Source organism: Pseudoduganella sp. HUAS MS19, assembly GCF_053615455.1.
This window is the reverse complement of record NZ_CM132133.1, coordinates 3,735,472-3,755,832: the sequence shown is the minus strand read 5'-3', so window position 1 is coordinate 3,755,832 and position 20,361 is coordinate 3,735,472. Positions and strand designations below refer to the sequence as shown.

General features: G+C 63.5%; 14 protein-coding genes and 1 pseudogene. 11 read left to right on the top strand and 4 right to left on the bottom strand.

All coding sequences use genetic code 11. From position 1 onward, the window contains the following. Nucleotide 1: 1 nt before the first annotated feature. The 6 genes from ACWBU6_RS16980 (at nucleotide 2) to ACWBU6_RS16955 (ending at nucleotide 6,915) form a co-directional block, all read left to right on the top strand. Complete coding sequence (locus tag ACWBU6_RS16980; protein ID WP_452644592.1) at nucleotides 2–1,012, top strand: zinc-binding alcohol dehydrogenase family protein; 1,011 nt, start codon at nucleotides 2–4, stop codon at nucleotides 1,010–1,012. Then, nucleotides 1,013–2,134 (top strand): mannitol dehydrogenase family protein, encoded by a 1,122-nt coding sequence (locus ACWBU6_RS16975; protein WP_452644591.1) that lies wholly within the window; start codon nucleotides 1,013–1,015, stop codon nucleotides 2,132–2,134. It abuts the gene before it with no gap. Then, the gene (locus tag ACWBU6_RS16970) at nucleotides 2,131–2,964 is read left to right on the top strand and encodes an amidohydrolase family protein (protein WP_452644590.1); all 834 of its coding nucleotides are present in this window, start codon (nucleotides 2,131–2,133) and stop codon (nucleotides 2,962–2,964) included. The genes ACWBU6_RS16975 and ACWBU6_RS16970 overlap by 4 nt, the downstream gene beginning before the upstream one ends. 1 nt (nucleotide 2,965) lies before the next feature. Next, a complete protein-coding gene (locus ACWBU6_RS16965) occupies nucleotides 2,966–3,652 on the top strand; it encodes a FadR/GntR family transcriptional regulator (RefSeq protein WP_452644589.1) in 687 nt (228 codons plus the stop codon). 12 nt (nucleotides 3,653–3,664) lie between these two features. Beyond that, on the top strand, nucleotides 3,665–4,594 hold the full coding sequence (locus tag ACWBU6_RS16960) for a GntR family transcriptional regulator (RefSeq protein ID WP_452644588.1): 930 nt from the start codon (nucleotides 3,665–3,667) through the stop codon (nucleotides 4,592–4,594). A 164-nt stretch (nucleotides 4,595–4,758) separates the two neighbouring features. After that, nucleotides 4,759–6,915: an exo-alpha-sialidase gene (locus ACWBU6_RS16955; protein ID WP_452644587.1), complete on the top strand. Its 2,157-nt coding sequence runs from the start codon at nucleotides 4,759–4,761 to the stop codon at nucleotides 6,913–6,915. Between the two features lie 60 nt (nucleotides 6,916–6,975). Here the strand turns inward: ACWBU6_RS16955 and ACWBU6_RS16950 are convergent, their stop codons facing one another. From ACWBU6_RS16950 to ACWBU6_RS16940, 3 genes are all read right to left on the bottom strand, one after another. Further along, on the bottom strand, nucleotides 6,976–10,065 hold the full coding sequence (locus tag ACWBU6_RS16950; RefSeq protein WP_452644586.1) for a TonB-dependent receptor: 3,090 nt from the start codon (nucleotides 10,063–10,065) through the stop codon (nucleotides 6,976–6,978). A 39-nt stretch (nucleotides 10,066–10,104) separates the two neighbouring features. After that, nucleotides 10,105–11,385: a hypothetical protein gene (locus ACWBU6_RS16945; protein ID WP_452644585.1), complete on the bottom strand. Its 1,281-nt coding sequence runs from the start codon at nucleotides 11,383–11,385 to the stop codon at nucleotides 10,105–10,107. A 203-nt stretch (nucleotides 11,386–11,588) separates the two neighbouring features. After that, nucleotides 11,589–12,593, bottom strand: coding sequence for a sugar kinase (locus ACWBU6_RS16940; protein ID WP_452644584.1), 1,005 nt, complete (start codon nucleotides 12,591–12,593; stop codon nucleotides 11,589–11,591). 59 nt (nucleotides 12,594–12,652) lie between these two features. On the opposite strand from ACWBU6_RS16940, the pseudogene ACWBU6_RS16935 reads away from it, so the two are divergent. The 4 genes and pseudogenes from ACWBU6_RS16935 to ACWBU6_RS16920 all read left to right on the top strand — a co-directional run bounded on the left by ACWBU6_RS16935 (nucleotide 12,653) and on the right by ACWBU6_RS16920 (nucleotide 16,595). Beyond that, a pseudogene (locus ACWBU6_RS16935) lies at nucleotides 12,653–13,704 on the top strand (alpha/beta hydrolase). A 76-nt stretch (nucleotides 13,705–13,780) separates the two neighbouring features. Beyond that, entirely contained in the window at nucleotides 13,781–14,530 is a 750-nt protein-coding gene (locus ACWBU6_RS16930; protein WP_452644583.1) for a substrate-binding periplasmic protein, read from the top strand. Nucleotides 14,531–14,605: 75 nt separating this feature from the next. After that, nucleotides 14,606–15,865, top strand: coding sequence for a GDSL-type esterase/lipase family protein (locus ACWBU6_RS16925; protein WP_452644582.1), 1,260 nt, complete (start codon nucleotides 14,606–14,608; stop codon nucleotides 15,863–15,865). Between the two features lie 16 nt (nucleotides 15,866–15,881). After that, nucleotides 15,882–16,595, top strand: coding sequence for a GDSL-type esterase/lipase family protein (locus tag ACWBU6_RS16920; RefSeq protein WP_452644581.1), 714 nt, complete (start codon nucleotides 15,882–15,884; stop codon nucleotides 16,593–16,595). A 28-nt stretch (nucleotides 16,596–16,623) separates the two neighbouring features. Here the strand turns inward: ACWBU6_RS16920 and ACWBU6_RS16915 are convergent, their stop codons facing one another. Next, the gene (locus tag ACWBU6_RS16915; RefSeq protein ID WP_452644580.1) at nucleotides 16,624–18,750 is read right to left on the bottom strand and encodes a beta-galactosidase; all 2,127 of its coding nucleotides are present in this window, start codon (nucleotides 18,748–18,750) and stop codon (nucleotides 16,624–16,626) included. A 186-nt stretch (nucleotides 18,751–18,936) separates the two neighbouring features. Here ACWBU6_RS16915 and ACWBU6_RS16910 point away from each other — a divergent pair, with 186 nt between their 5' ends. After that, nucleotides 18,937–20,337 (top strand): cellulase family glycosylhydrolase, encoded by a 1,401-nt coding sequence (locus ACWBU6_RS16910; protein ID WP_452644579.1) that lies wholly within the window; start codon nucleotides 18,937–18,939, stop codon nucleotides 20,335–20,337. Nucleotides 20,338–20,361 lie beyond the last annotated feature (24 nt).

The window sequence follows — 20,361 nt, the reverse complement described above, 5'->3', positions numbered from 1 at the left end:
AATGAAAACATTGGTATGCCAGGCGCCGGGCGAGTTGCGCATCAACGAGGTTCCGCTTCCGGTCCCGGCACCGGGCGAAGTACTGCTGCGGGTGCGCCGCATCGGACTGTGCGGCACCGATATGCATATATTCCGCGGCACCCAGCCCTTTCTGCAGTATCCGCGTGTGATGGGGCACGAGTTGTCCGGGGAGATCGCCAGCGCGCCGGCCGGTTCCGGGCTGGAGACCGGCGACCAAGTGTATGTCATGCCCTACCTGTCATGCGGGCGCTGCATTGCTTGCCGCCGGGGTAAGACCAACTGCTGCGGAAATATCCAGGTGCTTGGCGTGCATCGCGACGGCGGCATGGCGGAATACCTGGCCTTGCCGGCGCAGTTCGTGTTCAGGACCGACGGTATTTCGCTTGACGAAGCGGCAATGCTGGAATTCCTGGCAATCGGGGCCCATGCGGTGCGCCGTGGTGCGGTGAAGGAGGGGCAGCGCGTGCTGGTGGTCGGTGCGGGACCGATCGGCCTGGCGGTCACGCTGTTTGCGCGCCTGAACGGAGCCCAGGTCACCGTGCTCGATAGCCGCGAGGACCGGCTGGCGTTCAGCCGAGAAGTGCTCAAGGCGCCGTATACGGTGCTGGCCGGGGGGGGCGACAAGCAGCTGATGGCGGCGTTGACCGAAGGCGAGTTCTATGACGTGGTGTTCGATGCGACCGGCAACGTCAAGGCGATGGAACGCGGCCTGGAATTTGTGGCGCACGGTGGCAGCTATGTGCTGGTATCGATCGTGCTGGACCGGATTTCCTTTTCCGACCCCGAGTTCCACAAGCGTGAAACCACCCTGCTGGGCAGCCGCAATGCCACCGCCGATGACTTCAGGGCGGTGCTCGCTGCCGTGAAGGCGGGCCTGGTCCCGACGGGGCTGATGAATACCCACCGCAGTACGCTGGAAGGCTTTGTCGACGTCCTGCCGCAGTGGATGGACCCGGCCAGCGGCGTGATCAAGGCCATCGTCGAGGTGTAGATGCAGCCCATTCTCCAATTCGGCACCAGCCGCTTCCTGCAGGCGCACGTCGACCTGTTCATCAGTGAAGCGCTGGAAAGCGGCGACGCGCTTGGCGCAGTAACGGTGGTGCAAACCACCAGCAGCGCCGAAAGCGCACGCCGGGTTGCCGCCTTCAGGCAAGGCGGCTCGTATCCGGTCGTCATTCGCGGCAGGCAGGACGGTGCACCCGTACAGCGCGAGCAGCAGGTGCGGTCGGTGGCCAGCGCGCTGCAGGCCAGCCGGCAATGGCCGGAAGTGGTGCGGGCGGCACTGGCGGCGCAGGTGATCGTCTCGAACACTGGCGACCGGGGTTACGTGCTGGATCCGGCGGACCACGCCGGCCTGCTCGAAGGCAGCCAGGCGCCGCACAGCTTCCCGGCCAAGCTGCTGGTGCTGCTGCATGCGCGCTACCGGCGCGGGGCGGCGCCGCTCACCTTGATGCCGTGTGAGCTGGTCGCCAGAAACGGCAGCGTGCTGCGCGGCACTGTCGCCGCGCTCGCGCGCAGCTGGGGCATGGATGGCGCTTTCCTTGCCTGGCTGGAGCGTTCCTGCATCTGGGTGAATTCGCTGGTGGACCGCATCGTACCGCAGGCGCTCGAACCGGCCGGCGCAGTGGCCGAGCCGTATGCATTGTGGGCGATCGAGGCGCAGGCGGGAATGGTGCTGCCATGTCGCCATCCCCAGGTCGTGGTGACTGAATGCCTGGCTCCTTACGAGCGGCGCAAGCTGCTGTTGCTGAACCTGGGCCACACCATCCTGGCCGAGCATTGGCTGCTCGGCGCGCGGCCCGCCGGGGAAACTGTACGGCAAGCCATGGCCGATCCCGCGTTGCGCACAATGCTGGAAGCGGTCTGGGAAGAAGAGCTTGTGCCCCTGTTTGCCGCCCTGGGCGAAGGCGAGGCGGGCGGCGCCTACCTGGCGCAGGTCAGGGACCGTTTCTGCAACCCTTTCCTTGACCACCGGCTGGCCGATATCGCGCAGAATCATGAAGAGAAGAAGTGCCGCCGCCTGTTGCCGGCGCTGGAGCTGGCGGCCCAGCTGGAACTGGACCTTCCGCAACCGCGCCTGCGCGCGGCAATGGCAGGATGCATACCGCCATGATGCGCATCGACGCCCACCAGCATTTCTGGAGCCTGGCCGAGCGCAAGGGGGCGTGGCCGCCGCCGCAACTGGCGCCGATCTACCGCGACTTCTATCCGGAGGACCTGGGAGGCCTGCTATACCGGCATGGCGTCGCCTCCACCGTCCTGGTCCAGTCGCTGCCGAACGAAGCCGATACCCATTTCATGCTGGACCTGTCGGAGCGCTACAGTTTCATCGGCGCGGTCGTGGGCTGGGCCGACCTGAAGGCGCCGGATGCGCCGCGGCGGATCGCGGCACTTGCCGCGCGGCCCAAACTGCGCGGCCTGCGGCCCATGCTGCAAGACCTGGATGACGATGGCTGGATCGACGATCCCGCCGTGACGCCGGCTGTGGCGGCGATGCATCAGCACGGGCTGCGCTTCGACGCCCTGGTGTTGCCGCGTCATTTGCCGGCCTTGCTGGCTTTTGTGCGGCGCTACCCGCAACTGCCTGTCGTGATCGACCACCTGGCCAAGCCTTCCATGTCGCGCAGCCAGCCCGACGCGTGCTGGCTGCGCGACATGGCGCGCCTGGCGGCCGAACCACAGGTGCATTGCAAACTTTCAGGCATGGTCACCGAGGCCGGTCCCGGCTGGACCATCGAACGGTTGCGGCCCTATGCCCGGCATATCCTGCACGCGTTCGGTCCGGAACGCGTGTTGTGGGGAAGCGATTGGCCGGTGCTTACGCTGGCGGCTGACTACGGTTCCTGGATCGATGCCAGTGCCGCGCTGTTGGCACACCTGGAGCCGGCGCAGCAGCGGGCCGTGTTCGGATTGAATGCGCGCCGCTTCTACGGGATGGTTTGAGATGCGAAACGACGACTTCAAGCCCGAGGCGCGGATGTACCGGCTGGTGGCGGAACGCATCGAACAGCTGATCCGGGAGCAGGGGATGGAAACGGGCACCCGCCTGCCGCCTGAGCGCGAGCTGGCCGCGACGCTGGGCGTCAGCCGGGCTTCGCTGCGTGAAGCCTTTGTGGCACTGGAGATCGGCGGCGTGATCGAGGTGCGCAGCAGCTCAGGGGTCTATGTCGCCGGCACGCATGCCCAGCCGGCAAGCGGTGCTGACGGTGGTCCCGGGCCATTCGAAGTGCTGGCGGCACGGCGCATGGTCGAAGCCGAAGTGGCGGCCAGGGCGGCCCGCAATGCCACCGATGCCGCGTTGGACGCGATGCTGGACGCGCTGCTCGACATGGAGAGAACTTATGTGGACGACCCTGCCAGCCATGAGATGGCGGACCGCCGCTTCCATCTGGCGCTGGCGCGCGGGGCGGGCAATTCGGCGCTGCTGGCGGTGGTGGAGTACCTCTGGAAACAGCGCGGCGCGATGGCGCACCGGCTCAAGCACCATTACCGCACAGAAGCGTTGGGCGAGGCCACCCTGGCCGATCATCGCGCCATCTTCAGTGCCGTCGCCGCGCGCGATGAAGCGGCTGCCCGGCAGGCCATGCGCGCCCACCTGGCCCGGGTGCACCGTACCCTGTCCGGCGGCTGAGGCCTTTGCTCCATGGCCCGATTGCCTACTGTCTCGCGGCGCAGCGCCAACCTGCTGTTGGACCATATCGCAGCCAGTGTCGTGGTGGGCAGCGCGCTGCCCACCGAACATCGGCTGGCAGCGCTGGGAGAGGGCAGCCGCAGCGCCGTGCGCAGCGCCATCGCCCATTTTTTTGCGCGTGGACTGATCAGCGGCAGGAAAGAGCGCCGCTTGCTGCGCAAGCCGGTACCGGAAGATTATTTTGACATTTCCGAGTTGCGCAGCGGCGCCGAACGGGTACGCCTGGCGCTGATGGAACTGGTCTATCAGGGCGACTGGCTGCCCGGCGCCGGGTTTTCCGAGGCCGAACTGTCGCGCGCGGCGGGGATCAGCACGAGCAGCGTGCGCGAATTCCTGATCGGGTTCTCGCGCTTTGGGTTGATCCGGAAGAAGCCGCAAGGCGGCTGGCGCCTGTGCGCGTTCGACCGTGCGTTCGCCATGGAAGTGGCCGAGGTGCGCCAGATGTTCGAGCTGGCTGCCATCGAGCGCTTCGCAGCCTTGGCGGCGAACCACCCGTCTCGTTCCGTGCTCGGCCATCTAATTGCAAGGCACGAGCGGCTGCGCGACTGCGTGCCCGCCCGGCACCAGGATTTTCCGGCCCTGGACCGCGACTTCCATACCTTCCTGATCGGCTGCCTGGAGAACCGCTTTGCCCAGGACTTCTACGACATCGTCTCGCTGGTATTCCATTATCACTACCAATGGGACAAGGGAACGGAAATGGCGCGCAACCAGCATGCGGTGCACGAGCACCTAGCCATCTTGCAGGCCCTGGCGCGGCGCGACGGCGCCGCGGCGCTGGCCCATATGCGCTTGCACCTCGCTTCGGCGCGCAGCACGCTGTTGCAATCGATCGCTACGCGCGAACTGGCCAGTTACGAAATCGGCCAACAGCAACAATGATTTGACTCAAATGCCGTGCCGGTGGCGTACGGCGCCAGGCTTTCCTATATGTTTGTCCATTCCTGCTGCCGCATTGCGCGGCCAGGAACAGCGCCCGCAGGCCAACACGCCGCTGGGCTTTCCTTCTATCCACTAGCAGTTCAATCCAACAGGAGACAAGTCAAATGAAGTGGATCAAATCAGTTTTCCGGAGCGCCCTGGTGCGGGCCGCAGCTTGCGGGGCGGTGGCCCTGGCGGCCCAGCAGCCAGCCGCAGCCTATAGCTGGGAAACCATTGCCATGGGCGGCGGCGGTTTCGTCTCGGCCGTCATTCCCAGCAAGACCGAGGCTGGCGTGGTGTATGCCCGCACCGACGTTGGCGGCGCCTTCCGCTGGGACAATGCAAACGGCCGCTGGGTGCCGCTGCTCGACTGGGTGTCGGACGAGCAGACCGGCTACCTTGGCGTCGAATCGCTGGCTGTCGACCCCAAGAGCGCGCGCAACGTCTATATGCTGGTCGGGATCAGCTATTTCAACAACGGCAAGAGCGCGATCTTGCGATCGACCGATTATGGCGCCACCTTTACCACCATCGACGTCAGCAGCCAGTTCAAGGCGCACGGCAACGGCATGGGGCGCCAGGGCGGCGAGCGGCTGGTGGTCGATCCCGGTTCCAGCAACGTGCTGTACGTTGGTACGCGCTGGAACGGCCTGTTCAAGAGCACCAACTCCGGTTCGTCCTGGTCGCGCGTGAGCGCCCTGAACGTGACGACGACACCGAACGAGAACGGCATCAGCCTGGTGATGGCGGATCCGTCCAGTGTCTCGGGCGGCCTGGCCCAGCGCCTGTTCGTCGGCGTCTCGCGCTACGGTTCCGTAGGCGCGAACTTCTACCGCAGCGACAATGCCGGCGCGTCGTTCTCCGCGGTGTCGGGGGCGCCTTCGGGGTTGATGCCGCAACGCGCCGCCTTTGACGGTGCCGGCAACCTGATCGTCACCTATGGCAATGGAGCGGGACCGCACGGCAACCAGTCGGGGTCCGAACCGATGGACAATGGCCAGGTCTGGAAGTACACGATCGCAAACGGGGCCTGGACCAATATCACGCCGGCCGGCGTAACGCGCGCGTTCAGCGGCATCAGCGTGGACCCCTCCAATCCGCAGCGCATGGTCGCTTCGACAGTCAACCAGTATGCCGCGCAAGCCGGCGCCTGGGGCGACCGTATCTATCTCTCGACTAATGGCGGTGCCAGCTGGACCGACGTGATCGCCCGCGGTTTCGCCCGTGACAACGGCGGCATCGGCTGGATCGGCAACGGCTCCATCCATTGGGCCGGCACGGTGAGCTTTGATCCGTTCAATGCGAAAGCCGTGTGGGTCACCTCGGGCAATGGCATCTTCAAGACCAGCGACATCGATGCGGCGACCACGACCTGGACCTTCAACACCAAGGGCCTGGAGGAGACCGTGCCGCTGAACGCCGTCAGCATCGCCGGCGGTCCATTGCTGTCGGCACTGGGCGACGTGGATGGCTTCCGGCACTACAATACCGCCACCTATACCAATCCAATGTACGAGCCGCGCATGGGTACCACCACAGGCCTGGCGGTGGCGGAGGCCAACACCGGCATGGCGGTGCGGGTGGGCGCCAATATGTATACTTCGGCTAACGGCGGCGTCAATTGGAGCCAGGTATCGATGAACGGCAGCAAGGGGCAGGTCGCCCTGTCGGCCAGCGGGGCCGCGCTGCTGCACACCCCGGAGAATTCGTCCACCACCTACCGTTCGACCAATATGGGCGGCAACTGGTCGGCGGTTGGAGGCCTTAGCGTGAGCAATGCCCGTCCCGTCGCCGACCCGTCCAATGCCAGCAAATTCTATGCGTACAACCCGGCCGACGGCAGCTTCATGATCAGTACCGATGCCGGCGCCTCGTTCTGGAAATTCAACACGCTTGCCAGCTGGGGTTCGGACGTGATTCGCGCTGCCCCCGGCCGTGAAGGCGATATCTGGGTTCCCCTGCATGGCGGCGGCCTGGCGCGCACCACCAGTTCAGGCTGGCAGTTCAGTACCCTTGCCAACGTCAGTTACTGCGCGGCGGTCGGCTTTGGCAAGGCCGCCAGTGGCGCCAGCTATCCGACAGTGTTCATCTGGGGTACGGTGGGCGGTGTACGCGGCCTGTTCCGCTCGACCGATGCCGGCGCCAACTGGACGCGTATCAACGATGACGCCCACCAGTACGGCGGGGTTGGCAACGGCAGGTTCGTGGTTGGCGACATGAATACCTTCGGCGTGGTGTATATGAGCACCGCAGGCCGGGGCATCGTGGTCGGCAGGCCGTAAGGAGGAGGAAAAGAATCCCGCCGCACTCCGCAAGGAGCGCGGCGGGAGCAGGCGGGAGGCTTAGAACATGTAACGCAGCGAGAGGCGGTAGCTGCGGCCCGGTTCGAACCAGGCGCGGCCCATATTGCCGATGTGCTGCTGCTGCGTTTGCCGGACCACGGTATCGGTCAGGTTGTTGGCGGCAAAGCTGGCCGACAGGCGCTCGGTCATCTTGTAGTCGATGCCAAGGTCAAGCTGTCCCATGCCTTCCTGCCAGGTCGGTAAGCCCCAGCCCACATCCTGCATGTCTGGGCGGGCAGGATCGGCGCTGGTGGCGTCCGTGCCCTGGGTACCGTTGACGGTCACGCCCTGCAGGAAGCGGCCACGCCAGCTGTAGGCGAGGCGCGCCGACAAGGGGCCGCGGTCATACAGGAAGGCGACGTTGTAGGCATTCCTTGACAGGTACATGATCGGCAGCGAAGTGAATGGCAGGCCATTGGTGTCGCAGCCGTACAGGGCCAGCGAGCTGTTGTTGAACGAACTCGCGGAGGGGCAGTATTTCAGGTCGAACGGGTGGTCGAGGTTCTGCTTGCTCTTGATGTAGGTGTAGTTGGCGGAGATGCCGAAGCCCTTGGCCCATTCCGGCAGCAGCCGCTGCAATCCCGGAACGTGGTCGAAATAGGTCTGGCCGGCGATTTCCGCTCCGCTCACGGAACCGCTGGCGGCATTGTTCGGCGCCGTGATCAGGAAGCTCTGCTCGTTGCCATCCAGGGATTTGTAGCTGCGTGTGAAGGCCGACGGCAGGATGATGTCGCGCACCTTCTTATGGAACAGGCCCAGGGTCAGCGAGGCGCCATTGCCTGGATACCATTCGAGCGACAGGTCATAGCTGTCGGAGGTGATCGGCTTCAATTTGACGTTGCCGTCGTCCTTGCCGGTGTAAGTGATGTTCCTCACGCTGCGGTCATCGTTGTCGGTGACTGTCTGGCTGAGCGTGATGTATTCGCGCAGGTCGCCAAAGCCGGGGCGGTACATCGCCTTGGCAAAGGCAAATCGTGCCTGCAGCTTGTCGGTCAGGTCCGTCTTCAGGTTAAGGCTAGGCAGGTAGTCGGTGTATTTGTGCTGGGCGGCCAGCGGTTCGTCGATCGTGCCGAACTGCGGCACTTCCGGGCGGGGATTGGTGCCGTAGTTCGGCTTGAATACCGTGTAGCCCTGGGCCTTGGTGTTGGTGCGCACCACGCGCAAGCCGGCCGTGCCTTCTAGCGGGAATCGCCATTCGTCGAAGGCGAAGCGTGCCGAGACGTATCCGGCCTGGGTGTTTTCCTTCTGGCGTCCGGTGTTGGCCGGGTCGCCATCGAAGGTCAGTGGTTTCCAGCTGCTGCCCGCTGTCGAGCAATCGTTGCTGGTGCCGTATAGTTGGTTGCCGTCCTGGCATTGCAATTGCTGGATTTGGGTTGCCTGCTGATAGGCGCCCGGATAATCGCGGGTGAAGGCCAGGGTCGGCATCACCAGCGACGGCGGCAGCTTGGTTTTCCCGTTAAAGAAGTTGGTGAAATTGAACAGCTGGTTCGGCACCAACGCCGCATAGCGCGGATCGCTCAGGTAGCCGAAGCTGCCCCGGCTCTGCCAGCTCTGCATATCGGTCGAGTTGGGCAAGCGGCCCGGCACGCTGGTGGTTTTGACATTCCACGGTTCGGCCACGCTGTACCAGCCGCTGCCGCCGGCGTTGACGCGCGTTGCCGAACGGTCGGTCAGGCGCACGCCAAAGCCCAGGTCGCGCAGCACAGGGTGGTCGAAGCGCACCTTGGCGTCGACCTTCCAGGCGTACAGGTCGCTGGACGCCTTGCTCAAGCTGGGCATCATGTGGTCGAGGTAATAGTTGCCCGGATTGGACAGAAAGTCGCGTGCCGATTGGTCGAAGCTGATGCTGGGCGGCGTGCCGGCGGTGGAGATGCCCATGCTCGGTACATACGTGACCATCGCCATATTGGTGGAGAAATTCCTGTTGGTGGAATGGACCCACTGCAGGTCATTTTGCAGCGACCAGCGTTCGTTGATCTTCCACTTGGTATTCCAGGCGATCTCCCTGGTTTGCGAACGGCGGTCGGCGAAGCCGGTGTTGGAATTGAAATTCAGGCCACCGGCAGCGAAGTTGTTGGCCCCCAGCCCGCCGAACGGGTAGGTGTAGGTGGCCGATTGCAGCACACCCCTGGCATCGAAGGTCGGATCGATCAGCCGGGAGCGGTAAGGGTTTTCCACGCCGGTGTACAGGGCATACTCCTCGCTCTGTTCCTTGTATCCCGAATGGAAATAGGTGAGGGCAGTTTCCAGCTTGTCGTTTTTCCATTGCAGGGCGCCGTAAATGCCGGCCCGGTTGGTCTCGCCGATATTGCGGCGCCACGATGCGGATTTGGGCGCCCACACGGTCTGGCCGGCGACGATATCGGTGCGCGGATAAAAGGCGTCCATCTGCACCGTGTCGTTTTGTGTGTTGGTGCGGTTGAATGACAGGTCGATCAGGGCGCCAATCTGGCCCCTGGCGGTATCCCAGCGCTTCGAGTACAGCGCGGAAGCGCCGGGCGACTTCTGCTTGCCCAACTCGTTGTAGTTGCCATTGGCAGAGAAGGCGAACTTCTCGTTCTTGTAGTCGAAAGGCAGCGCGGTGCGCAGGTCGACCTGGCCGCTGACGCCGCCTTCGATCAGGTTGGCAGGCGGGTTCTTGTGCACGATCACCGCCGACATCAGTTCCGGCGGCACGTCGCCCCAGCTCAGCTCGCGCCCCGGCCAGCCGGCGGAGAAGGCTTCGCGCCCGTTGAGGGTGGACGATCCCCAGGTCAGGCCGCGGATCGAGATGCCGGAACCCTCCACGGAAAAGTGCTCAGGGTCGCCACGCGAACGGTTGCGGTCGATGGTGATGCCGCTGACGCGCTGCAGCACTTCGGTAATGGATTTGTCGGGCAGCTTGCCCGCTTCCTCGGCCACCACGGCCTCGACGATCTCGTCGGAATATTGCTTGATCTTCTGCGCCGACTGCAGCGCTGCACGCTGGCCGCTGACGACGATCTTGGGCGTGGCTTCGTCGGCCTCCTGCGCATGTGCCACCCCACCCACGACCAGGACTGCCTGTGCGACCGCGATGGACAGCGCGGTTCTTTTAATTTGTCTCCGCATCACTTCATACTCCCTCAAGAAAGATAGTTCGATAGCCGCTTACTGGACGGTGATGGCGCCGTTCAGGGTGATCTCGGTTGGATAGGTCGGGCTGCTGGCCGTGGCGCTTTGCACCGAGGTGTTGGTCTGCGCCGCCTCGAACGACACGCTGACGATCGGATAGCTCGACAGCTCGGTGGCGGGATTCAGGCCGGAGAGGCCGCAGGTTTCGCTGATCGCCGTGAAGCTGGCCAGTTGCAGCTCGTATTTCTGGACCGCGGCGCCTTTGGGCGTGAAGACAGAGTTCAGGGTGACGTTGCAAGCTTTGTTGTTGTCCGAGACCTTGTGGGCGAAGTGGCCGAGCACGAGCGAGACTTTGATATCCTTGGCCGAGGCGCTGAACCATTCGCTGTTCTGCCCGAGGTTGAACTTCAAGGTCGTCTGCTTGTCGACTTGGATGCCGGCCGTGGTGTTGCCGGTTGTGCTGATGCTGCCCACCCCCGGGGCAAGGATGCCGAAGCCGGCATAGCCGCCGATCCAGCCGTCGTTGTTCGGATGGTTGGGGTCCTTGGTCTGGATCCGGTAATGGAAGCTGAAGGTGCTGCCGTCCGCGCTGGCGTTGGCGGCGCACCAGTTGGCGTCGCTGCACCACCAGCCGTCGATGTTACTGCCGGCGAAGGTGCTGATGCTGCCGCCTTCCAGGGTCGCGCTGCTGGAGGCGTAGCCGGACAGGAATGTCAATACGGGCGGCGGCGCATCGCCCACGGTGAATGAGACCACCTGCGGCAGGGCGGCTGCATGGTTGGTATCGCCTTCCTGGGTGGCGGTGAGCCCGCACTGGCCCTTGGACACCAGGGTCAGCGTTGTTCCGCTGACAGTGCAGACGGCTGGGGTCGTGCTGGCAAACGTGACCTGCAGGCCGGAGTCGGCAGTGGCGGCCAGCGGGGCAGGCTGGGCCGTGAAGGCTTGGAAGCCGGGCGATTCGAAGGTGATGGTCTGCTTCTTTTTGAGGATCTTGAAAAGCTGTTGCGAGCTGGCCGGCGCGTAGGCCGCGTCCCCGGCCTGGCTGGCCGTGATCGAACACTCGCCAGGCTTGACAGGTACCAGCTTGCCGTCGCCCACGGTGCAGAACTCCGGTGTGTTCGAGCTGAACGTAATTGCCAGTCCCGATGAAGCGGTCGCGGCCAAAGGTTCTGGCGGCGTCGCCAGATAGCGTGCACCGGGATAGGGGAAATCGATCGATTGGGATTTGCTGCCCGAGCTGTCGTTGCCTCCGCCGCCGCCGCAGGCGCCCAGCAAGGTCATACAGGCCAGCCCCGCCATCGATACAGGGATTCTCATTGCGTGTCTCCTCATGGTTTTCTTCCACGTTCTGTCTGTGTTGTTTGCCTCCGGCCGCGCCAGTGGCACCGGCAAATCCTTTTGTACTTCACTGCCGCGTGGCGCAAGCAGGTGTCAGCAGATCGTATGTTGCAAGCGCAGGCGTTTACCAGCAATTACAAAAAACGCCAATACAACAGACATTTTTTGCGGAGGCGTGCATTTTAACGGCGTACGTCAAGCGTCCCGCTGCAAATGGCTTCTATCTGCGGCTCGTTGGCCAGGTTAAAGTCGCCGGCGATCGAATGCTTGGCCACGGCGGCGGCCAGGCCGAAGCCAAGCGTCTTGTCTTCGCTCCATCCGCGCAGCAAGCCGTGCAGGATTCCAGCGGCGAATGCATCGCCGGTGCCGATCCTGTCGACGATGCCGCGCAACTGGTAGCTACGCGCCTGCAGGGTGGCGCTGCGCGTGGAGAGGGTTGCGCTGAGATCATGGCAGTCGTTGGCCAGCTGGACGCGGCGCGTTGCCGCGACCAGTGCGAGCTGGGGAAACGCTTCAAATGCCGCCGCCATGGCTTCGGCGTGGCTGCATTGGCCAAGCTCGGGGCTGTGCAGCAGCAGCGCGAAGTCGCGCGGGCTGGCGAATGCGAGGTCGGCCTGGGACATCAGTTCGTGCAGCACGCCGGCCCCGTCGTTGCCGCGCCGCGCCCACAGCGCGGCGCGGTAATTGCCGTCGAAGGACACTTTGACGCCGAGCTTACGCGCGGTATGCATGGCGGCCAGCGTCGCCTGTGCGCCGCGCTCGCCGGTGGCTGCCGAGATGCCTGAGACATGCAGCCATGCTGCACCTTCCAGCAGCGCCGGCCAGTGGTAGATGGCCGGTTCGGCTTCGGCGAATACCGAGCCGGCACGGTCGTAGATGATCTCGGAGGGACGCAATACAGCACCTGCGCTCAGGAAGTAGAGCCCAGCCCGGCCCGGCGCGAAGTGGATGGCGTGCGTATCGACCCCATGCGCGCGAACGGCGTCACGCATCGCCGCGCCCAGAGCGTCCCCGGGCAAGCTGCTGACCATTACCGGGCGATGGCCCAGGCGTGCCAGGGACACGGCGACGTTGGCTTCCGCGCCGCCGATGCAGGTATCAAGGTGCGGAGATTGCAGCAGCATCTGGCCGACCGGCGCGGACAGGCGGAGCAGGAGCTCGCCGAAGCATACGATATGATTTTCCATCCGTGTATGTTGCGAACTCCGCGGCTGCGGTGCAATGGCGAAAACGGCCAACGCGTCCAATGAAATCCGCCAAGCCGTGCAAGCTGCTGAAAATCATGGCTGCAGCTGGCGGTTTTTGGTATTGCCCGGCAGTTGCGGGCACTCGACAATCATCGCTGCTTGCAGCGCGATCGCCCCACCTGACCGGAATGCCTCCAATGTTTGACAGAATTGTTCGACTGATGGCCGTTGGCATGCTTGCCGTGGCCTGCACGATGCCGGAGCAGCATCATCGCATCGCCGCCAATCCCGAGCAGCACACGGCAATAGCTCCCCGCTCAATCGCCAACGGGCCTGACGAGGTGCGCGCATTCCCAGCGCCGCCAGCCGGTTTCGACGAGGCCCGCCCGGGCGTTGCGGCGGGCAGCCTGGTGGAATTCGGGTACGACTCTGCGGTCACGGGAACGCGGCGCCTGGCCAGCGTGTATCTACCGGCGGGCTTTACCGAACAGCGCCGTTACCCGGTCCTGTACCTGCTGCATGGCCTGGCCGGCACGCACAGTGAATGGCCAGCCTATGTGCGCGCCGCACCGATTCTCGATCAGTTGATCGCCGCCGGCAGGCGGTGCCGATGATCGTTGTCATGCCCAATGGCCGCGCACTGCCTGACGACCGGCCCGCGCCGGAAGAAGTCAAGTTCTCGAAGGAGCATGTCGCCGGGTTTGCCCACTTCGAGCGCGACCTGCTGGAGCACCTGGTTCCGGCGATCGACCGCGCCTATCCGACACTGCCCGAGGCACGGCAGCGTGCCATAGCCGGCTTGTCGATGGGCGGCGGCCAGGCCTTGAACTTTGGCCTCGCCCACCCGGAGGCATTTTCCTGGGTGGGCGGCTTCTCGGCGGCGCCCAACACGCGGGCTGCCGCGAGCCTGTTGCGGCCGGCGGCGGGGCACCCGCGCTTGCTGTACTTGTCGTGCGGGAATCGGGATGGGCTGATCGGCGTGTCGCAGGAATTTCACCGTGCGCTGCGCCGGCGTGGTGTGCCGCACGTCTGGCATGTCGACGGTTATGGGCACGACCGGGAGAGCTGGGCCGAGGGCCTCTACCAGTTTGCCCAGCTGGTTTTCCGCTGAGTACTCAGCCGTTGGCCGGTCCCGTGCCGCGATGGTCTTGTGTAAAATGCTTGCAGGGCCATACATCGTCTGGACAATGGAAACGCTTCGCCTGCTGACCTGGATGGGCTTGCTTTGCCTGGCGCGCTTCGCCCACGCCGTGACTTCGCTCACCTGTGTGACGGAGGAGAACCGGCCTGTCAATTTCCTGGAGAACGGCAAAGTTACCGGATTCAGTACGGAGGTGATCCAGGCTGTGCTGAAGGAAGTCGATATGCAGTGCGACTTCCACGTCATGCCTTGGGCGCGTGCCTACTCGACGGCACTGCACGCGGAGAATGTGCTGATCTTTTCCATGTTGCGCACGCCAGAGCGCGAGCAACTGTTCAAATGGGTTGGCGTGGTTTCACCGCCCGACAGCTCCTACCTGTTCGCCCTGCGCGAGCGTAAGCTGCGGATCCACAGCCTCAGCGACGCGCAGCATTACCGGATCGGCACGATCAATGGCGACGCGCGCGAGCAATACCTCGAGTCCAAGGGGTTCGTCAAAGGCCTGCAATTGCATGGCAATGCCCAGCCAAAAACGACATACGAGAAGCTCAAACTGGGCCGGGTCGACTTGTGGGCGATGAGCGAGATCGTGGCGCTCGACCTGGTGCGGCGCGAGGGTGGCGACCCGGAACACGTCCTGGTGCGCGCCCTGCATCTGCCGGAGCTCGGGAGCGGGGGCAGCTACATGGCGTTTGGAGCGAAGACCGACGACCATCTGGTCGAGCGCTTCCGGAAGGGGCTTGAGACCGTCAAGGACCACGGCATATTTGCTGCGCTGTACCGGAAATGGTTCTAGGGCTGCTGAATTTCGTTCCGTCAGCTGGCGGTTTTCGTAATTGCCCGGCATCGCGGCCCTCGGCAGAATCGCAGCATGACTACATCTTTTCGAGCATGCACGGCCTTGCTCCTGGCGGCCGCCGGCGCGGATGCATGTGCGGCCAGCGCGAGCGAGTTCGTTCTTTTCGCGGGCAAACCCGCGCCGGCATGGAGTGCCACCATTGGCGGCTTTGAAGCACCGCCGGCCGCCTCGGTCGCCTTGCGCATTGGCGAGGTCGAAGGCAGGCAGGGAGCGCTTGCGCTGCAATGGAAGGACAACTGGTTCAGCGCCCTGCGCCTGGAGGGCGGGCCGCCATTGGATCTGCGGCCTTTCGCCGCTGGCGGAACGCTCGAATTCGACCTCAATGTGATTGACTCCAGCCAGGGCGGCATCTACTTCGCCATGCACTGCGGTCCGGAATGCTACCGCAAGGTTTCCTATGTCGTGGCGGGCAAGGCTTTGCAGGGCAGAGGCTGGCAGCGCCTGTCGTTTCCGATCTCGTGCTTTATGCGCGGCGAGGACGACTTCAGCAAGGTGAGGGTGCCGTTCTCCCTGGAGGCCAACGGCACGGGACAAGCGGCGCTCGCCAACATCAGGCTGGTGAGATCCGGTGCGCCGAACGCGACTTGTCCGGATTACCGCACCCAGCCGGCAACGCCGGAGCCACTGAGCCATGCCTGGTCGCTGGTGCCTTGGCTGCAGCGCCATGAAAGGAAGCTCGAGGAGAACCGCAAACTCATTGCGGCGGGCAAAAAACCAAGGCTCGTGTTCATCGGCGATTCCATCACGGAGGGCTGGGAAAAGGAGGGGCGCGCAGTGTGGCAGCGGCATTATGCCAGGCATGATGCCGTCGCACTGGGTTTTGGCGGCGACCACACCGAGAACGTGCTGTGGCGACTGCGCCACGGGGAGGTGGACGGGCTGGCGCCAGAGGTGGCCGTGCTGATGATAGGTACCAACAACGCGGGTGACCGCCACGATGACCCCAAAGCAACGGCTGCCGGCATCAAGGCGATCATTGACGAACTGCGCTCGCGCTTGCCGCGCACCAGGATACTGCTGCTGGCAATCTTCCCGCGGGAAGAGCAACCGGCGGCCTTCCTGCGGCGGCTGAACGAAAGCGTAAACTCGATCATCTCGAGCTTTGCCGACGGCGAGCACGTCTTCTACGCCAATATCAACGCTTCGCTGCTGAATGCGGATGGCAGCTTATCGCGCGATATCATGCCTGATTTGCTGCATCCGCATGAGAAGGGCTACGAGATCTGGGCGCGCAGCCTCGAACCAATATTGCAGAAGCTGCTATCGAAATAAGGAGGTAACGTCGACCATGTACAAGGCCATGTATGCCAGCCTGCTGCTAGCTTTCGCGGTGCAGGCCGCAGCGGCAGCCCCTTGCGCGACCGCAGCAGCGCCTCGCCAGGTGGACTACCCATGGATGTCGATCGCCCGCTGGGAGCAGATGCATGCCGACCAGTCCGCCCGGGCCGGCCAGGGTGGAGTCGATGTCATGTTCGTGGGCGACTCGCTGACCGAAATGTGGCCCAAAGCGTTGTGGGAAGAGAATTTTGGCGGAATCAAAGCGGCCAATTTTGGTATCGGCGGCGATCATACCGGCAACGTACTATGGCGCCTGCGGCAGCCGGACCTAGCGTCGCTGGCACCCAGGCTGGTGGTCCTCATGATCGGCGTTAACAACATCAACCTGTGCATGGAGAGCCCGGATGACGTACTGGCCGGAGTCCAGGCGGTGGTCGCGCAGTTGCGCACACAGTATCCCAAGGCACGAATCCTGCTGAACGCCGTGCTGCCCGAGGATGCTCCGGATTCGGAGCCGCGCCGGCGCATAGTCGCCCTCAACAAGGGAATACGCACGCTGGACGATGGAAAGACCGTTTTTTTCCGCGATTACAGCCGATACTTCCTGGGCGAAAGCGGCCTGCTGTCAAGAGAGCTTCAACCCGATCTCCTGCATTTCTCGGAGAAAGGCTACCGGGTGCTGGCCGGCGCACTACGCCCGGATGTCGAGGCGCTCCTGAAATGAGCCGGGACCCGGGCTCCGGCTTTCGTCCCTAGCGGCCCGCCGCTTCTTCGACGATGGCCAGCTCCCATGGTCCAAGGGACATCGTGTCGCCGGCCTTGACCGGGCGCGACGTGAGCAGGTCGGTGCCGGGCTTGTATTGGTAGTTGAAGCTTGCCGCGTCGCCGGAATAGTTGAAGAAGTAGCGTATCGTCCTGCCGTAGCCGTTGGTGCCGCTTCGGGTATGTACCTGCGCCGGCAATTGCTGGTCCGGGCCGGACAGGCCGGCATCTTCCAGTACAGACTTCAGCACGGCCTTTTGCAGCTTGTCCGTGAGATGGGTCCCCTGGTAGATAACCTTGCCCGCCCCGTACTCGTTCTGTGTGATTGCCGGCCAGCGCCCGAAGAAGTGATGGTCGTAATAGGCCAGGGCCTTGGCGCTGTCGAGCTGCAGGAACTCGGCCCAGTACTGGACCTTGTTGTCGCCGCCGGCCTGGAACGGATCGCCCTTCAGCGCCAGGGGTTGCGCCAGGTTGGAAAACTCCTGGTAATGGAAACCAAGCGCCTCGCGCAGCGGGCCGGGCGCCATCGTCCAGCGTACCGCGGCATTCTCGTTGGCGAAACCGCTCTTGAAGGTCATGACCACGCGGCCGCCCTTGCGGATGTACTCGGTGATACGCTTCAGCAGCGCGTCGTCCGCCACGTACAGGGCAGGAACGAGCAGGAGCTTGTATTGGGAAAAGTCCTGCACTTCAGGGAAAACGAAATCTGCGCCGACCTTCATGTCGTACAAGGCGCGGTGCATTTGCCGCACCAGCGAACCGTAGTCGGCCTTGCTGCCGCCACCGCCCCATTGGGTCTCCTTGGCAAAGGGCATGTCATTGAGGGCGTTCAGCGAATCGCGGCTCCACAGGATGGCGACGTCGCTGTGCAGCTTGAGGTTGACCAGGCGGGGGCCGATCTTCTGCAGCTCGCGTCCAGTGCGGCTCATCTCGGCATAAGCGCGATTTGGCTCCATATCGTGCGACAGCACGCCTTTCCAGTAGGTCTCCTGGTTGGCGTGGATCGACGACCAGTGCCAGTACTCGACCATATTTGACCCGTTGGACAGGTGGGTGTAGACGTCCTGGCGGAACTGGCCGTCATAGGGCGGATACTGGAACGAGGAACTCCAGTCCGTTGTCTGTGCATTGGTCTCGGTGACCAGGAAGTTGTTGCGCTTGAGCGAGCGCGTGAAGTCCGCCTGCAAGGTCTGTTCGGCGCCGTTGTATTGTTCGCGCTGGCCCCAGTGGTAGATGTTCACGGCCGGCATGTCGAGTGCCGCCGACACGGCTTCCTCATTGACGTCGCTGTGCATGGAGCCGGCAAAATCGTGGGTGACGAACTGGCGCGGCGAAGCATGCTCGCGCACCAGCTTCGCCTGCCAGTGCAGGAAGTCGGTCACGCGCATCTGCCCCCAGCGCGACCATTCCAGCTTGTATCCGGTGCTTTGTGCGGCGTCTGGGCGCGGCAGGTCCACCCAGGAATGCAGGTTCTGGCCCCAGTAGTTCAGGAACCAGGCCTTGCTGAGGTTTTGCGGCGTGCCGAACTTCTTCTCCAGGTAGTGCTGGAAGCGCACGAAGACATCATCGTTGGCCGCGCCGTAGGTGCTGGTTTCGTTATCGACCTGCCAGCCGATGACGTTCGGGTTGTCTTTGTAGCGGCTGACGATCCTGCGGATCAGCCGCTCGGCATAGAAGCGGTAGGCCGCCGAGTCGGTGTTCATGTTCTGGCGCATGCCGTACATATTCTGCACCCCGTTGAATTTGCGGGCCAGGATTTCCGGGTTCTGCTTGGCCATCCAGGCGGGAATCGAGTAGGTGGGGGTGCCCATGATGACCTTGATGCCGGCCTTTCCCATGGCATCGATGACGCGGTCCATCCAGGCATATTCAAAGCGGCCGTCTTCCGGTTCCCACAGGCTCCAGGTCGATTCGCCCAGGCGCACGACATTAAAGCCGGCGGCTTTCATCATCTGCACGTCCTTTTCCAGCCGGTCGTAGGGCATGTACTCGTGGTAGTAGGCGGTCCCATACAGGATGGTGGGCATTGGCGGGACGGCAGCCGGCGCAGCCTGGCCCCAGGCAGCGCCGGCGAGAGCGCAGGCCATTGCGGCCGAAAGAATTCTGTGTCTGAGCATTCGGTATCTTCCCTGATCTTGATTTTCCGTTCGTGCCATTGTGGCGGCTCTCTGCCGGCGCGCCAATGTTTTGGCCAGGAGCTGCGCAATTTCATTTTCCCCGTTGGCGGTTTTTGCAATTGCGGCGTGCCGGCGCAACTCACACAATGGGCCAAACAATGAAAGGAAGAGCAAATGAGATCCGTGGTGACGAGGACCGTCTTCGCCCTTGCGCTTGGCGCGGCGCCATTCGTACACGCCCAGCGTTGTGGCAGCGGCGGCGGCGCGACGGTATGCCTGAGCGCCAGCGGCACAGGCAGCGAGGTACGCCTGAACTGGACCGTCAACGGCGCCGTCAGCGCTCTGCAGGTTTATCGCGATAGCGACAGCGATCCGGATGGCCGCAGCCGCCTTGCGATCCTGGGAAAGAGCGCAACAAGCTATACCGATCGCAGCGCCGCGGCAGGCAAGGTGTACTGGTACTGGATCAAGTTCAGTGCCGGTGGCGGCAGCTTCAGCTCGGGTTCGGCGCATGCAGTGCGCGTTGGCGTGATGCGCAACCAGACCAGCATGCAGTTGTCGGCCCAGATGGCGCCGGGCTGGAACCTGGGCAACTCGCTGGAAGCGATGGGCGGCACGTATGTCTGGGGCAGCCGCAATTTCAATGAAACCGGCTGGGGTAATCCGAAAGCATCCCAGGCGCTGTTCAATGCGGTCAAGGCTGCCGGCTTCAGGAGCGTACGCATTCCGGTGTCATGGAAGCAGTATGCCGACGCCAATGACAACATCAGCCCGCAGTGGATGGAGCGTGTGACCGAAGTCGCAAACTACGCCCGCAATGCCGGGCTGGTGGCGATGATCAATATTCACTGGGACGGCGGCTGGATGCAGCCGACGTATGCCCAACAGTCAGTTGCCAATGCGCGCCTGAGCAAGTTCTGGACGCAGATCGCCAACAACTTCAGGAATCACGACGACACATTGCTGTTCGCCGGTACCAATGAGGTGATGGTGGACGGCAATTACAATCCGCCGAGCGCCGAGTACTGCGACGTACAGAAGGGGTTCAACCAGGCCTTCATTTCGGCCGTGCGTGCCACCGGCGGCAACAACGCCAGCCGCCACCTGGTAGTGCAGGCTTTCAACACCAATATCGACCACGCCATCAGCTGCAATGCCAGCATGCCAAACGACAGGGTAGCCGATCGCATGATGATGGAAGTGCATTATTACGACCCGTTCGACTTCACGCTGGATGCGAAGAGCACTACCTGGAGGTGGGGCCAGACGGCCAATCCGTCGGGCTGGGCCAACGAAAGCTTTACCGATGGCCAGTTGCAGAAGATGAAGAGTGCTTTCATCGACAAGGGTATCCCCGTTCTGCTGGGCGAGTTCGGCGCGATCCTGCGTATCGAACACGATCCGGGCGGCAGCTATCGCAAGGCGTGGGACCAGTACGTCTCGCGCGCGGCATTTACGCGCGGGGTGGTGCCAATGTATTGGGATAACGGTTACACCAGCAATCACCAGATGGGGCTTTTCGACCGTGCGACCGGTGCGCAAGCCTTCCCCGATGTCATCGGCGCCATCGTCAATGCATCGAAATGAGATTTCGCGAATTCCTGGCGCGCC